The 14,691-nt window shown below is 41.1% G+C and carries 12 protein-coding genes; 6 read left to right on the forward strand and 6 right to left on the reverse strand.

Annotated features, from left to right (window positions below; all coding sequences use genetic code 11):
• Positions 1-169: 169 nt before the first annotated feature.
• Positions 170-2,203 (forward strand): ATP-binding response regulator, encoded by a 2,034-nt coding sequence (locus IUZ65_RS17015; RefSeq protein WP_195705234.1) that lies wholly within the window; start codon positions 170-172, stop codon positions 2,201-2,203.
• A gap of 154 nt (positions 2,204-2,357) precedes the next feature.
• Positions 2,358-2,618: a hypothetical protein gene (locus IUZ65_RS17020; RefSeq protein ID WP_195705235.1), complete on the forward strand. Its 261-nt coding sequence runs from the start codon at positions 2,358-2,360 to the stop codon at positions 2,616-2,618.
• 36 nt (positions 2,619-2,654) lie between these two features.
• Here IUZ65_RS17020 and fghA read toward each other — a convergent pair whose 3' ends face one another.
• Complete coding sequence (gene fghA, locus IUZ65_RS17025; RefSeq protein WP_195705236.1) at positions 2,655-3,506, reverse strand: S-formylglutathione hydrolase; 852 nt, start codon at positions 3,504-3,506, stop codon at positions 2,655-2,657.
• 361 nt (positions 3,507-3,867) lie between these two features.
• A complete protein-coding gene (locus IUZ65_RS17030; RefSeq protein WP_195705237.1) occupies positions 3,868-4,266 on the reverse strand; it encodes a VOC family protein in 399 nt (132 codons plus the stop codon).
• Between the two features lie 483 nt (positions 4,267-4,749).
• On the opposite strand from IUZ65_RS17030, the gene IUZ65_RS17035 reads away from it, so the two are divergent.
• The 4 genes from IUZ65_RS17035 to IUZ65_RS17050 all read left to right on the forward strand — a co-directional run bounded on the left by IUZ65_RS17035 (position 4,750) and on the right by IUZ65_RS17050 (position 7,747).
• Positions 4,750-5,901 (forward strand): ribosomal protein uL16 3-hydroxylase, encoded by a 1,152-nt coding sequence (locus IUZ65_RS17035; RefSeq protein WP_195705238.1) that lies wholly within the window; start codon positions 4,750-4,752, stop codon positions 5,899-5,901.
• Between the two features lie 193 nt (positions 5,902-6,094).
• Positions 6,095-6,754, forward strand: coding sequence for a hypothetical protein (locus tag IUZ65_RS17040; protein ID WP_195705239.1), 660 nt, complete (start codon positions 6,095-6,097; stop codon positions 6,752-6,754).
• Between the two features lie 292 nt (positions 6,755-7,046).
• On the forward strand, positions 7,047-7,256 hold the full coding sequence (cspE, locus tag IUZ65_RS17045) for a transcription antiterminator/RNA stability regulator CspE (RefSeq protein WP_195705240.1): 210 nt from the start codon (positions 7,047-7,049) through the stop codon (positions 7,254-7,256).
• 188 nt (positions 7,257-7,444) lie between these two features.
• A complete protein-coding gene (locus IUZ65_RS17050; RefSeq protein ID WP_195705241.1) occupies positions 7,445-7,747 on the forward strand; it encodes a YkgJ family cysteine cluster protein in 303 nt (100 codons plus the stop codon).
• 46 nt (positions 7,748-7,793) lie between these two features.
• Here IUZ65_RS17050 and IUZ65_RS17055 read toward each other — a convergent pair whose 3' ends face one another.
• From IUZ65_RS17055 to IUZ65_RS17070, 4 genes are read right to left on the reverse strand one after another with little or no spacing between them, the layout of a single operon-like run.
• Complete coding sequence (locus IUZ65_RS17055) at positions 7,794-8,546, reverse strand: efflux RND transporter periplasmic adaptor subunit (protein ID WP_195705242.1); 753 nt, start codon at positions 8,544-8,546, stop codon at positions 7,794-7,796.
• Positions 8,547-8,551: 5 nt separating this feature from the next.
• A complete protein-coding gene (locus IUZ65_RS17060) occupies positions 8,552-10,546 on the reverse strand; it encodes a preprotein translocase subunit SecA (RefSeq protein WP_195705243.1) in 1,995 nt (664 codons plus the stop codon).
• Positions 10,539-12,680: a peptidase M50 gene (locus IUZ65_RS17065; protein ID WP_195705244.1), complete on the reverse strand. Its 2,142-nt coding sequence runs from the start codon at positions 12,678-12,680 to the stop codon at positions 10,539-10,541. Before IUZ65_RS17065 ends, IUZ65_RS17060 begins: the two co-directional genes overlap by 8 nt.
• A 9-nt stretch (positions 12,681-12,689) precedes the next feature.
• Complete coding sequence (locus IUZ65_RS17070) at positions 12,690-14,585, reverse strand: efflux RND transporter periplasmic adaptor subunit (RefSeq protein WP_195705245.1); 1,896 nt, start codon at positions 14,583-14,585, stop codon at positions 12,690-12,692.
• Positions 14,586-14,691 lie beyond the last annotated feature (106 nt).

The following is a 14,691-nucleotide window of genomic DNA, read 5'->3' on the forward strand; positions in this document are numbered from 1 at the left end:
ACATAGCAAGCGTTGCTTCGTTTTAATTTCAAAGTGCTAACACTATGTGAAAATTTAACTGTTAGAGTATTTCTATCAAGTTAACTTATCGGATCAAGCCAAAAAACATATGGTGACTATTTATCGAGTACACAGGTATTATATCATTACTATCACTGTCATTGCTTTTATGTCTGCTTCGTTTGCAGCGTATTTGTACAACATATATCACATTCAAAAAAGCACTATAGAAGCACAACAATATTCTTTGTCTCTTGCAGAGTCTTTAAATGAGATTATATTTGACACAAAAAAAATACTGAAGTTCGGGAACGAGGTTGACATTACATTTTTCATTAATAAATTTGATAACCGAGAGTTAAAAATAAAATACGATGCCGATTCTATTAATAAATCCATTCAAACCCACATGCAATTTAGAAACCTACTTGTAAACAATTTCAAATCACTAATTTTACTTAAAAAACAGCATTATAGGCTACATAGAGACATGGTCGACAAGGCATTGAACCTATATAGTTCAACATTAGGGATCACACACGATTTTTCACTGTCTTTAGTCGATGGCAGCGATAATGCCTCAGAAATCGCCAAAGAACTTGTTATCAACATAGCCGATGCTAGACAAATTGATCGTGACTTTCAATTAGAATCAAATATTAATAATAAAATGAAGTTGGCTCATTCACTTTCAAATCATATATTTCTTGCGAGCGAAAAGATCACGAAACTAAATAATTCCACACAAAATACAGCCTTAATATTGATACTGTCAAATATAAAAATTCAAATGAACTTGTATCACGAATCATTTATAACATTCTCTCAGGTTCATATTTCTTATAAAACAAAGCAACAAGACATGGACATGTTAATAGAAAGTATAGATAAATTTTTCGACTCTAATAGTGCCCAGCAATATGAATATTTAATTAGTCATAACAATTCTACCAAGCAATTTTTGGTAGGTCTCACGCTATTTTTTATTCTTGTCGTAGGGTTTATTGTTTTTATCTACAATGAGTATCTTAGATCCAAGCACAACCAGAGATTAGAGCACTTTAAAAGTATACAAAAAAGTAAATTCTTAGCTCAAATGAGTCATGAAATCCGGACGCCTCTAAACGGTATTATTGGTACTGTCGGATTAATGTTAGATGACAGCCATTGTCGTGAGTGCAATAAAGCTGAGAAGTATATTGAAACACTTAATTCATCATCTATTTCGCTAAAAAATCACATAGACAACATCTTAGATCTATCGAAAATTGAAGCAGGAATGATGGAAGTTAATATCGACCAGTTCTCTCCCACTGAGTTTTTCACTGAAATAAAGAGCATCACTAAACCTTTAGTGGACAGACAAAACTGTCACTTAGATTTTTCAGGTACATCAGATTATATCGAAATATCGACAGACAAAACAAAACTACGGCAAGTCATACTCAATTATGTAAGCAATTCCATTAAGTATTCAGATTCCACAAAACTACAATCCATCATAGAAATCAGTTTTAATGTAAAGTTGATTTCTCATTCACATGCGTTGGTGACAGTTGTTATCGAAGACAACGGCATTGGAATGTCTAAAGATCAGTTGTCTTGTTTTGCTGAACCTTTCAACCAGTTTGGAACGATGCAAAACGACTCTTCTGGTTTGGGTGCCAGCGTGGCGAAAAGCTATGTCGATCTTATAGGTGGGGCGGTGTCTGTTAGGTCTGAACTTGGCGTTGGTACTAAGGTTAAAATAGACTTCAAAAGTAGAGTATTCAAGCGACATAACTTGGTGGACAATCATAACATTCAATTATTTAACTCTAATATTGGATTAAACATAATTGTTATCGAAGACAATTTATTTAATCGACAAATCCTGTCGAGGCAATTGAATGTGTTAGGTTGCAAAGTAACCAGTTTTAGCAACGGATTGGAAGCAAAAATACATCTATCAGAAGGACATCGCTACGATCTCTATATCACTGACATTCGAATGCCGGTAATGGATGGCATCGCACTAACAAAATACATTCGTCAATATGTTGATAGTGCCGTTCCCATAATCGCATTAACAGCTGATGCACTGAAACAAGACCATATTATGTTTGACCAAATTGGGATAACAAAAGTACTGACCAAACCAATACTCATTGGAGACTTACGTAGTGCCTTACAGTTCTATGCTGATCGCGCCTTGGTTGTATAGCCGTTGAGTTGCTATAAGCGAATGACTTTAACGGTTTTAATAGGTGATTCAACAAAGTTTACAAAACCCTAACACGAGATGACATCTACGAAACAGTTTAATAGCGCAACATTCGTATCATAACTGCATCGAAATTATATTGAGGAATCATACGATGCAGCTAAGCTCAAGAATAGGCATGAACAACGCGGGAATTCCAGTACTCTCATTCAAATCTGGTCATCAACTTATTACTGAAGTCGCCCAAAAGCCAGCGGCTACATTTTCGAACAACAACCGCAACCTGCCGTATTCTTATCATAAGTTAAAAGAAAACCACCAGAATAAGAATTCGACAGTCTACCAATTCTCCGGTGACAAATTAGCAACAATCAATAATACGTATAAGGGCGCGAATATAAACACGACCGCGTAGTTGTGTATCGTGCCTATTCACCCGATCGATTAGTGGTTAACCTGTCATCCAATTTTTAGCATGAAAACGAATATGATCTTCAATAAATGTCGCAATAAAAAAATAACTATGGTCATAACCAGACTGCATACGGAATTCTAGTGGATACTTTTCATATTCAACCGATGTGAGCAAATTCTCAGGTTTTAGTTGGGTATGCAAAAAATCATCTTTGTCACCCTGTTCAACAAGCATTGGTACGGGTGAACCGGAGAAATCACGCATCAACTTACAGGTGTCGTATTGCTCCCAATCATCACGATTATTGCCGAGATAATTAGAGAAGGCTTTCTGCCCCCAAGGTACCTTAGTCGGATTTGTTATAGGGCTAAACGCCGTCGCTGAACTATAGCGTTCTGGATTACGCAGTGCGATCATTAATGCTCCATGCCCTCCCATTGAGTGCCCACTAATCGCTCTCTTATCTGATACTGGGAAATACCGTTCAATTACATTCGGAAGTTCTTCAACCACAAAATCATACATTTTGTAATGAACATTCCAAGGTGGTTGAGTCGCATTGACATAGAAACCAGCACCCAATCCGAAATCGTATGAACCATCTACGTCGTCCGGTACAGAATTACCTCTTGGACTCGTATCCGGTGCCACTATGGCAATACCAAGCCTTGAAGCAACCTGAAAGGCCCCCGATTTCTGCATAAAGTTTTCATCCGTGCACGTTAAACCCGACAACCAATACATAACGGGAACAGGTTTATCTTCGGTTGCGTTAGGGGGTAAAAATATTGCAAAACGAGTTTTGCTATTCAACGACTTTGATTCGAAGCAAAACTGTTTATGCCATCCACCAGCGACTTTTGATGAACTTACATTTTCTAATTCCATTTACTGTGCCTCTATCCAAGCGCCACAAAAACCGCCAAGGACGCAAATTTTCCAAGTTGACCTTTTCAATAGTTAATCGGTTTAAATGCACTATGAAAATAGGATTTGTCATAATGAATCACAGACCGAATATTTTCACCTTTGTTTATTGAGTCAAAGGCCTTGTTTGTCTGTGTTAGTTCGATTGTGTGTAGGGCAATATGAGTATGTTTTAGTGTAGTATATTGCCCATGATAGTGATGATAATACTATGAAGTAACTAACCAAACTGAAGAGTAAATAACAAAAAGGGCCTTCTCTTCACACTGCAAACTAAGGCCTTAAAGAAAATACTCATTTTTGAGATAGCTATCAATCGTCTTTACTCTGACCAATCTCTATTTTGAATGACGATGCGATAACCATCAATATCTTCATACGTTTTACCTACACGTTTCCAATATGGGTTCCTTGCTTCTACGAATTTGAATCCCGCTTCTATCATAGAACGACAAGCCCATTCCCACTCTCGACTATCCGGCATATAGAACACCAAATACGTATCAGCTACTTGATGTTCTCTTGGTTCATCAGAAAGTCTGTTAGTAAATTCTAAATGATAGCTGTGATTTTTATGCCCTAGAACAATTCCATCAAACCCATCTTCATCTTCATATTTAGATAAAACATCAAACCCTAACGCGTTTTGATACATGTTAGAAATAGCCGACAGATTGTCGGTCATTCTCGCAACTCGCAAAATTGCATCTTTCGTGATCATAATAGTCCTCCTGACGTTGACTGAAACATAATTGATCTGAGCCAAGCAATCATTGGTTAAAGGTGTTAACTGTGAACACGGCTCGAATAATGAAAACCTTTATATGAAAATTGTGATTGGTATTAAAAAAAATAGGACATATATGTGTCTTCGAAGAATTTGGCCACAACGATAATCCACCCGTTAATTTTACATACCTTTAACACCTTTAACACCTTAAGCTCTTATGTGCTCTGCTGTATTTAAAGCTAACCATATGTAGCTTTATCGTATTAAAATATGTAGTCAATTATGTTACACCTCCATTATTTGTATTTAAAATAGCAATACATATTACGTCTATGTAAACATACTCCTCTAATAAAGCACCCTGCACAGCAACTGTGGGTTTCGTGAGGTATGTCATCGATACGTTATTAGACGCACTTTCAATTCCAATCGCTGCTACAATACGGCCCCTATTCCTGCAACGAAAGAAATCTCATGTACAAACTCTCTTTTTCTCTAACCGAGTTCCTTCACCAATACTGGCAGAAACAACCTACTATCATCAAAGGTGGCTTTAAAGACTTTCAAGATCCTATCAGTCCAGAAGAGCTAGCAGGACTAACGATGGAAGAAGAGATAGATTCTAGATTTGTTTCGAATCTAAATAACGACTGGATAGCAGAACACGGCCCATTTAATGAAGAGAAGTTCGAAGGACTAAACGAAAGCCACTGGTCATTTATAGTCCAAGCCGCCAATCATTGGCATGCAGATGCGGCTGAACTTGTCGAACCCTTCAAAGGTATGCCTAACTGGTTATTTGATGACTTAATGATCAGTTATTCAGTCAAGGATGGTGGAGTGGGTCCTCATATTGATCAGTATGATGTATTTATCATTCAAGGTATGGGAAAACGCCATTGGCGTGTTGGAGCAAAAGATGTCGGCCAATATACAGAGAACCATCGTGCAAATGCACTTAGACAAATAGAGTCATTCGATTCAATCATAGATGACATTTTGGAACCAGGCGATATCCTATATATCCCACCTGGATTCCCACATGATGGGTATGCATTAGAACCATCGATGAGCTACTCCGTAGGGTTCCGCTCACCCAAAGAGCAAGAGTTAATCAGTAATTTCGCTGATTATGTATTGGCACACGACATTGGTGACATTCATCTACACAAGCCAGAAATCACCACTCAAAATGGGTTTGGCGAAATCACCACTACTGATTTAGATTCTTTAACTGGTATGTTGAAGAGTTCGTTAAACAGTAAATCAACGATTGATGACTTCATGGGTTGCATGCTCAGTCAATCAAGACACAATCTAAACATTGTCCCAGCAGAACCTCTCTGGCAATTGGACGAGATCGCCGACCATTTACACTCTGGATTCACTTTTGAAAAGGTATCCGGTCTTCGTGCGCTTTATCACCAGAATGACGAAGGTACCTTATACATTAATGGTGAGGTATTTCAAATATCAAACGATGAGGTTCAGTTGACATCTGCGCTATGTAATCACGACACTCTCTCGATACAACAGTTGAAAGGTTTAGATAGCGAATCTGTAAGACTCATTCAGTCTTTGGTAAATAAAGGTTATTGGTACGTAAAAGAGCCTTTAGAAATGTAAGCCAGGCAGCAATAACTCTGTTGTTACATCTGAGTACCTTGACGTTTCTAGTTAGCTAGATAATGATGTCGTAGTACATTGTACTATCAAATAGCTTATCAGCCAGATTGTGCTCGACCGAACAGATACCAATGGGCAAGGATGCCGATTGCAAAGTTAAGATGGACTGACTAAAAATAAATTGGACTTTACTATGCTTTCACGGATCGGAATCGCCATTCAGGCACTACTTGCAGCCTCAATATTTTACCTCGGTTATACCATTTACTCCTTTACTAATACGGTTTCGACCGTTGTTGACACTTACCCACAATTGGTTAGCGAAATAAGCAAAAGCGCAGAGCAACTAAAATTGGATCAGTGGTTAAAAGTAGCTGAAAGTATAGAGGTTTTAGTACCAAAGGTACTGTTGGTAGCAGAGGCAATGAATAAAACGGTAGAGGATGTAAACCTAACGGTCCGCTCTGTCGACCAGAAAATTCCGTTGGTTTTAGAAGAAGTGGCCATTATCCGAACCCAAACTGTGCCAGAAGTAATTCAAAGAGTGGACACCGTCAACAATCAAACTATTCCAAACAGTCTATCTGAGTTGGAGAGCTACAGGACGGCGGTAATTCCTGTTGTCGTCGCAGAAAGTAAAGGATATCGAACAAAAACTATTCCTGCCGTCTTGACGGAGTCGCAACATCTACGTAAAGAAATTCCTGTCGTTGTCGAGAAGATTGATGAAATCGTCGATAAAAGCGAGCAACTTAGTCGCCAGGCTGCAGAAGGCGCAGTCAAAGGTGTAATAATGTCGCCGATTCAAATCATACGAGATGCTGGTAATGAGATTAATTCTAAGTTCAACTAGATGAGCTGAAGCACTCGTCAACAACCACTTCATAACTTACCTCATCATTAATACGGTGGATTTGTTTATACAGAATCGCGAGAAGTAAAACTTTACAATAAATAAAACTGCTATATTATAATGGTCGCTCTGGAAGTCAGGGTTATTGATGTATATGTTTAGCAAAAGTAAATCCTCAGAATATCGCCTTTGCGTTATACCCTTTGTTTTTTCTTGGCTTCATCATTACATTGAATAATTTATGCTCTCAGTGCAATAGCAATTTAAAATGAATTTATTAAAGGGTAACAACATGTCAAAGACAACTGGTTCAGTAAAGTGGTTTAACGAATCTAAAGGTTTCGGTTTTATTTCTCAAGACAACGGCGGTGCAGACGTATTTGTACATTTCCGTTCAATCGTTTCTGACGGTTTCAAAACTCTTGCTGAAGGTCAAAAAGTTTCTTTTGACGTTGAAGAAGGTCAAAAAGGTCCTCAAGCTGCTAACGTTACTCCGTTATAAGTTTAGGATTCGTGCGAGCTCGGCTACCGTTGCTCGCACAATGTTATTTTCCCTTCACACTTCTTCGCCAATCCCCTTTTTACACTTCTCTTCTACGATTTAACGTATATATTAAAAAAGCTCGGTATGTTTCGACACCAAAGTTCAATTGAACTACTCTATCCCTCCCATATAACTTGTTGACTCTTATGACCACCCACATTGACATCGAATTCTTACCCGATCCCACAATCAGTTGTTCAGACTGTAAAGCTTGCTGCTGTCGATTAGAAGTCATGATTCTTACTGATACTGGAGTCCCTGAAGAACATATAAAAGTTGATCGTTGGGGTGCAGAGACAATGCGCCAATTAGATGACGGTAAATGCTCAGCACTAGACAGAGAGACCATGATGTGTACGATTTACGAAAATCGACCATGGGTTTGTCGTGAATTCGAAATGGGTTCTTTTGAATGTCAGGACGAGCGCACGGAAGGCGGTATAGTCTAATTTATCTGGGCCTAACTAGAATTCTTAGTTAGGCATATGACAACCGTTAGATATCTTGCGAAAAACTTACTCTACATCTAAGTCCGGCCGCTAACTTCAGTTTTGCATTATCAAGTTCAATCGTTACGGCAAAGGTATTACTAGCCGCATCGATAATGGGGTCTATTATCTTAATCTTACCGTCAAAACCATCATCGCTATTGGTGTACAATGTTACCAACGCCCCTCTTTGTAACGTGCCATAATATTCTGCCGGTAATACCACCTCAGCATGCATCGGATTTAGGCTGACAATCTTCAAAAATGGCGTTTCATCAACAAACTCCCCCGCCTCTTTTAAACGATCCACAACCACGCCTGTTATAGGGCTTTTCGTTTTACGCTGACTTAATCGTACTTTCGCTTCTTTCATTTGAAAAACGGCGAGTCTCTGTTCAGTCAGCACCTCATCTTGTTCGTTTTCAGAGATGAGTTTCTTTCTGATAAGATCTGAATTTCGCTTAACTTTTCTTGACGCAAACTCTAGCCTTGCAATCACGGTATCTAATGCTGCTTGTTCTACCGTGGAGTCTAATGTCATGACCACTTGTCCTTTTTTGACCTGATCGCCACGCTGAGGTTTTATCGACTTAATAACACCTTGAACTGAGCTACTCAATTCCACCGTCATGCTCGGTTCTAACAAGCAACTCAACTGCGCCTCATCCAATAAGCTTGCATCAATCGCCATAGTTTGATGGCTTATTCCGAGCGATATAAGCGCCAACACAATTTTTCTTGATACATACGCATGTGTCATAACAACTACATCCTTTTATTAGTAAATGAGAGAAGATCTTGCTTACTGTCGTCACTGCGAAGCAACGCTTTACGGACCCTTTCATGATCCCGCTCTATCCGTCGCTGACAGACCCTTATACCGAATAGCATCAGACGGTTCTTTATCCGCTGCGGGATAGGCAAATACACTGTTTTTCGCAGCATTGAAGCCCAGCCGTCACTTAGTACGTTGTCTTCTAACGATAACATAAATTCATAGCTACCTTTGTCTCCTTGCCTTGCACAACGACCTCTTAGCTGTCGATCTACTCGTGAGGAGTCATGCAGACCTGTAACAATGACATGCAGCCCACCTTGTCCATCGACTTCTTTACTTAATTTAATATCGGTTCCTCGACCCGCCATGCTTGTCGCAATAGTCACTTTTCCTGCGTCACCAGCTTGTGCAACGATCTCCGCTTCCTGTTCATCTTGCCGCGCATTGAGTACCTGATGCTCTATCCCTTTACCGGTTAAGATATCACTAAGATATTCCGATGCAGCGAGGGATTGCGTTCCGACCAATACGGGTCTCAATTGAGCCTTCAATTCTGTCACTCGTTCCGATATTGCCAGCCATTTTTCATGGTCGTCAAAATAAACCTTCCGTTGTATCAGTTTTCTTTGACTCGCTTTATGGGTTGGTACATCAACAACGGGAAGTTCATAGACTTGCCATAATTCACTTTTAACTTCTTCAGCCGTACCCGTCATACCGGAAAGGTGATGATAATAGCGAAAGAAATTTTGAAAACTGACACTGGCCAGTGTTTCTCTTGGTGCGCTAAGCTCACAACCTTCCTTAATTTCAATCAATTGGTGAAGGCCCCTTTCCCATGTTCTATCTGGCATCATGCGTCCAGTATGCTCATCAATGATAACTATTTTTTCTTCATGGATAAGGTAATGTTTGTCCTTTTCAAACAGATGCCACGCGGTGAGAGCTTGTCTGAGTAATTCTAAACGCCTTACTCGACCTTTCCATAACGGACCAAGATTTTCCGTGAGTTGCAGTGTGAATTTCTCTCCGGTTGCCGTCAATTCTATCTGTCTTTGCTGCCTAAGAACTTTGTAGTCTTCACCCTGTTTCAAGCTTGCAATCAACCCCATCGCTTGAGAATAGACCTGTTGTTGGGCTTCTTGCGGCACCTCTTCACCAGATATAATCAATGGGGTATTCGCTTCGTCTAACAATACTCCATCGGCCTCATCTACCACGGCAAAATGCAGACCGCGAAGCATTAGCTGATTGAGCGGTTTTTCTTTTCTATTCGGTTGAATACGAACAGCATGCAGATGCAATGCTTCTGTTTTTCCTTTTAGCTGTATGCTGTCTTTAAGGTAATCAAACGCCAGTTCATTATTGGTACAATAAACAATGTCACAGGCGTACTGCTGCTTTCTCTCCTCAACCGTTAAGCTTTGAACAATCACGCCGACCGATAAACCTAACCTTGTATAGACAGGCAGCATCAATTCCGCATCGCGAGCCGTTAGATAGTCGTTTACGGTGACCAAGTGCGTTGGAATGCCGGCAAGGGCTGCTGCTGCTACCGGTAATGTTGCGGTCAACGTTTTACCTTCCCCGGTCTGTATCTGGCCTATGTTGCCATGTAGAATAGCTAGACCGCCGAGTACTTGACTATCGAAATGCCACATGCCTAGCTCGCGTCCGGCAACTTCTCGGATCAACGCAAAGCTTTTCACCACCAAAGCATTCGTCAGCCCATGTTTACGCAGTGCTAATTTAGCATCAGCTATTTCCTGAATTAATTGTTCCTCTGACAGCTTCAACAATCGAGTTTTACTGCGGTTAATACGCCACATCAATGGACGGTAAATGAACACAGAAGACCGGATTGGTCGGGTAAAAAAAGAGGTCAGATTGCGCCACCAACGTACCATCAATAATTGTTGGTCAATTGTTTTTTGCGGTCTGTCTAACACCGTTGCAGGCATTCTTTGTGGACGTTTATACATCAAACTGCCTTAAGAAAACACGGCGAACATTCCGGACCCAACGCCAGATAATTGGCTCTGGGTCATGCACAAACAATACATGTACCCTTTCATCAAATCGTCTTTTTAGTGCATTGGTACTATCTAATTCGATACGGAAGTAACTTTGATAGCTTTGTAGTTCGCTTTCTCTATTAGGGTCGAGCGCAATAGAGCCTCCCCCTTCAATGGTCAAAATTGAACTTGGCAGTTGTTGCGTTGACGCGGGAACTTGGCGCAATATCGACCCCGTATATTCGATATCAGGTTGAGACACGAAACGAAAAGACACACTTCTGGTCTGGTTTCTAACGCGGTCAATATCATCTTCAGAGATCATGACAGTCAGTGGCAAGTTTTTGTAATCCACTACATAACCAAGCACCTCACCTCGCCTATAAAAACGATCAACAATCCCGTTTCTATTAGGAATAACCAATTCACCTGAACCTGTCGCCTTCAACGTCAATCCAGACAACCTTTCATTTGCCCTTTGCAGCTCTTTTTCAATAAATCTCAATTCTTGCAACAAAATGTCGGAACCACTCCGATCTCCAACGCTTGCTTTATAACGAGTACGTGCCTCATGTACTTGGGCAGACAAAACCTTTACTTGAGACAAAAGATCGGGTGCACGCATTGTGATAACAGATTGACGACTAGAAACCTGCGCACCATTTTCAACCAATAATTGATCAACAAAACCACTTACCGACACTCGAACAAAGGCTTCTTGTGGAACATAAAGCACCCCTTGAGAATACGTTTTATAAGGCAAAGGCACCAAAAATAATCCAGCAGAAACACAGGCGATAAATAGACTCGATACCGTAAATATTCTTGTACGTTTTGCACGCATTTGTGGATCTGTCATAGGCTTAGAAACCATTTTGATAATAGGTGAAAATAGGCTGGTCCAGACGGACCAAAAAGCAAGCAGCACACCAACTACAAAATACTGCGATGCAACAAATAAGGAGATAGCCACCATAACAAACAGGCGGTATATATAGGCGGAACAGGAGTAACCGACTAACCAAGCCGATTCGGATCGACTCCGTGCCGTCGTTTTTAGCCCTGTCATTCCAAAGCCATACCGCTTTAGTAAGTAGGCAACTTGCTGGTTGCCTCTATTGCCCAAGTTCGGTATTTCCAGAAAATCAGCTAATACATAATAGGCATCAAATCTTAGCAGCGGGTTGCCATTAAACAACAAGGTAGAAACACCACCAATTAACATCACATTGTAAGCCATGGCACGGACAAGGCCAGGTTCAACCGTAACCCAAACAACCATCGCAATAGCCGCCATGAGCAACTCTCCTAGCACACCAACGGCACCAACCAACATGCGTTGATACTTATTACGAAAAGACGAAGCCGCGGACGCATCCAAGTAAGGTACGGGAATAAAGATCAGTAGCATGACCCCCATTTCATGCACCTCTCCACCCCATCGTTTCACGGCATAACCATGCCCGAGTTCATGAACTAGCTTAACCATGGGGTAAACCAATGCCATAATTAACAGGTTGTCGATACCCAATACCTTGTCACTCAGGTTCTCTGTTAGCGCCTGCCAATTGATGATCGCTAACGATCCTCCAAATAAAACCACCACCAAACAAAGTAGCGCGCCAAATTTACTAAATATAATCTTGGCGATAAACGAGGTTGCGTTTAACACGGCTTCAGGGTCGACGAGTGGGATTTTTATACTCAGTGGCGATTTTAACTGCTGGACGATTTTACCTTTTTCTAACTTTTCTCTTCGTCTTTGCAACTGTTCAATATCGGGAAGGGCGTTGGTTTGAATAACGTTGGCTTTGTTGAGTTGAGAAACCAACTGAATAACTTCATCCTGCGATGGAAGGTCGTCACCTAATTTTTCACAGGCTGAATCCCAGATCTGCTGAAGGGTATTCTTGCCATCCATCAGACCGATAAGTTGATAAGCTTGGGGGGTAAAACGCTGAAACTGACCCGTCGCGTGATCTTGCAGAACATAAAATACATTCTGACGATAGACGTGTCGGTGAATGGTCGCATGCTTGCGCAAGCGAACCTTTAGGTCGGCAACTTTATACCAAGAATGACTAAATAAGGTCGCAGACATAACGTTGCGCTACCCCCACCAAGTCCAGATCCGTAAACGAAGCCACTCTAGCATTTCACGCGTCCATATTTCGAACAACAATCTATCGTCTATGACAATCTTACCAATCCCTGCCATGCCTGGTTGCAGCAAAGCGATACCAGAAGAGGTACCGTTAATAGCGACATTTTCTTTTAACACACCTTCGATAACAAAATAGGTTGCACCATCTAATGTCTCAGTGAGCGGGGTTATTTTACTCAACTCAAATTCAAAAGAGCTTTCTGGTAAAGCCGACAGATATAAGTTCCCAGTTTGATGCAGGTGTATATCTGCGATACGACTCTCTTTAACCAACATACGTATACGATAGCTATCGACAGGCGCAACCTCCAAAAGGCTCTCACCTTTTGACACCGCACTACCAAGCCGTTGGCTAAGATCGCCACTCACGACTAACCCGTCAAAAGGCGCGGTTATGTCTCCCCTCTCTAATTGGCTATTAACCAGTTCTAGTTGAGCTTGAACTTGGTCAGACTGTGCATTTATTATATTGATTTTCGCTCTATCCCTTACCGAAAGCGCTTCCTGATATTGTCTGTTGAGTTTGCTCTTTTCACTTAGCCATTTAAGTCTTTCTAAGCGCAAGTCTTTGTCATCCATTGATACTAACTGTTGCCCTGCTTTAACAAGGTCACCCGCTCTAACAAATGCATCTTTTATGTAGCCATCGTAAGGTGTCACAATCGCCCGCTGTGTCGCACTTTCTATTCGTGCATCGGCTGAGAGTCGATACGTTCCCACCGCGGTATATAAAAAAACACCCAAGCCGATCACTGAGATAACAAACAACTTCCTACCAAGATACCCAGCACCAAGTAATCGGCCGAGTTGCTTGGCACTGCTATCGGCTATCTTGCGTAGCAACCACCTATCATTAAGTCGTTTATCCTCAAGAGCGGGTATAACCATACTTGCGATGCTCTGGCATAAATCAGCCTGCACGCTAGACCAAGGAACATCAGGATTACCTTCTAAAACTAATGCGCCTTTAATCTCTCCACCAGCGTAGACAGGTATTGACATAACACACGCATCGCCCTGTTGTTCTGATAGTTTACTGTGTGCTAACACCACCTCTTTCGAGAACGGAAGAGGTGGTACTTGCCCATCTGGAATGTTGTTTTGAGGAAATCGGATGCACTGTCCCTGATCAACACACTCATCCATGGTCTGTTCTATTGTGCGCACTAGGTTCATTCGTTTACCAAACTGCGCACTGTGAGAGAGGTGTTTCAATCGAGAACGATGATTCTTATATTCCCCTAAACTCACTCGGTCACAGTTAAACAGCACCGCGAGTTCCGTCACTAGCCTTACCGCTGCACTCGAGTAATTTGGTTCTGCAAGAACGCGAGCCAATATATCGACACGTTCAGCAATACCAGATTGATGTTCTTTTTCAATCTGAAGGCGTCTTTGATATTCAACAACTTCTAACCCAGCACTACTCCACTGCACTGCCGTTAAAACCTTTTGTAACTCTGTTTGGCTTTTAACTTCAACAGCCATAGCAATGAGCGCAATGAGTTCGCTATCTTCGTCTCTAAGGGGATAAATCAACGCAAACATTTCACCGTGATCGGACGCGTTTAGCGTTGCCACCTGAGGCTGTTGGCTGGAGGTTTGCTCATCGGCTAAGGCAACAAGGGACTCAAAGTAAGGAGATTGAGTGTGCAGCGTGCCGACTGTAACCAACACGCCATCAATAGGGACGATGACCAACGCAGATTTTAGTCCATCTAACACGCTGTGGTGGTTAGAAAGCCACTGTTGGTAATATTCGTCTTCAACTATGCTGAATTGGTCATTCAGCAGCTCGGAAAATGCCGGCCGAGATTCAGCCGTACCGACCTGTTCTCTCATATTTATTTATTATCCTTAACATTGTAAATACGACTGTTGTCTAGTAGATAAATGTCAATATCATTTCATCTTATCTACTTTTGACTAATTGATTGTTTTATCTGTT

Source organism: Vibrio sp. VB16 (genome assembly GCF_015594925.2).
Lineage (GTDB): Bacteria > Pseudomonadota > Gammaproteobacteria > Enterobacterales > Vibrionaceae > Vibrio.

Bases quoted from the DNA above. Each gene is read 5' to 3' on its own strand.
- IUZ65_RS17015 (WP_195705234.1), top strand. From the start codon at position 170: ATGTCTGCTTCGTTTGCAGCGTATTTGTACAACATATATCACATTCAA.
- IUZ65_RS17020 (WP_195705235.1), top strand. From the start codon at position 2,358: ATGCAGCTAAGCTCAAGAATAGGCATGAACAACGCGGGAATTCCAGTA.
- fghA (WP_195705236.1), bottom strand. From the start codon at position 3,506: ATGGAATTAGAAAATGTAAGTTCATCAAAAGTCGCTGGTGGATGGCAT.
- IUZ65_RS17030 (WP_195705237.1), bottom strand. From the start codon at position 4,266: ATGATCACGAAAGATGCAATTTTGCGAGTTGCGAGAATGACCGACAAT.
- IUZ65_RS17035 (WP_195705238.1), top strand. From the start codon at position 4,750: ATGTACAAACTCTCTTTTTCTCTAACCGAGTTCCTTCACCAATACTGG.
- IUZ65_RS17040 (WP_195705239.1), top strand. From the start codon at position 6,095: ATGCTTTCACGGATCGGAATCGCCATTCAGGCACTACTTGCAGCCTCA.
- cspE (WP_195705240.1), top strand. From the start codon at position 7,047: ATGTCAAAGACAACTGGTTCAGTAAAGTGGTTTAACGAATCTAAAGGT.
- IUZ65_RS17050 (WP_195705241.1), top strand. From the start codon at position 7,445: ATGACCACCCACATTGACATCGAATTCTTACCCGATCCCACAATCAGT.
- IUZ65_RS17055 (WP_195705242.1), bottom strand. From the start codon at position 8,546: ATGACACATGCGTATGTATCAAGAAAAATTGTGTTGGCGCTTATATCG.
- IUZ65_RS17060 (WP_195705243.1), bottom strand. From the start codon at position 10,546: ATGTATAAACGTCCACAAAGAATGCCTGCAACGGTGTTAGACAGACCG.
- IUZ65_RS17065 (WP_195705244.1), bottom strand. From the start codon at position 12,680: ATGTCTGCGACCTTATTTAGTCATTCTTGGTATAAAGTTGCCGACCTA.
- IUZ65_RS17070 (WP_195705245.1), bottom strand. From the start codon at position 14,585: ATGAGAGAACAGGTCGGTACGGCTGAATCTCGGCCGGCATTTTCCGAG.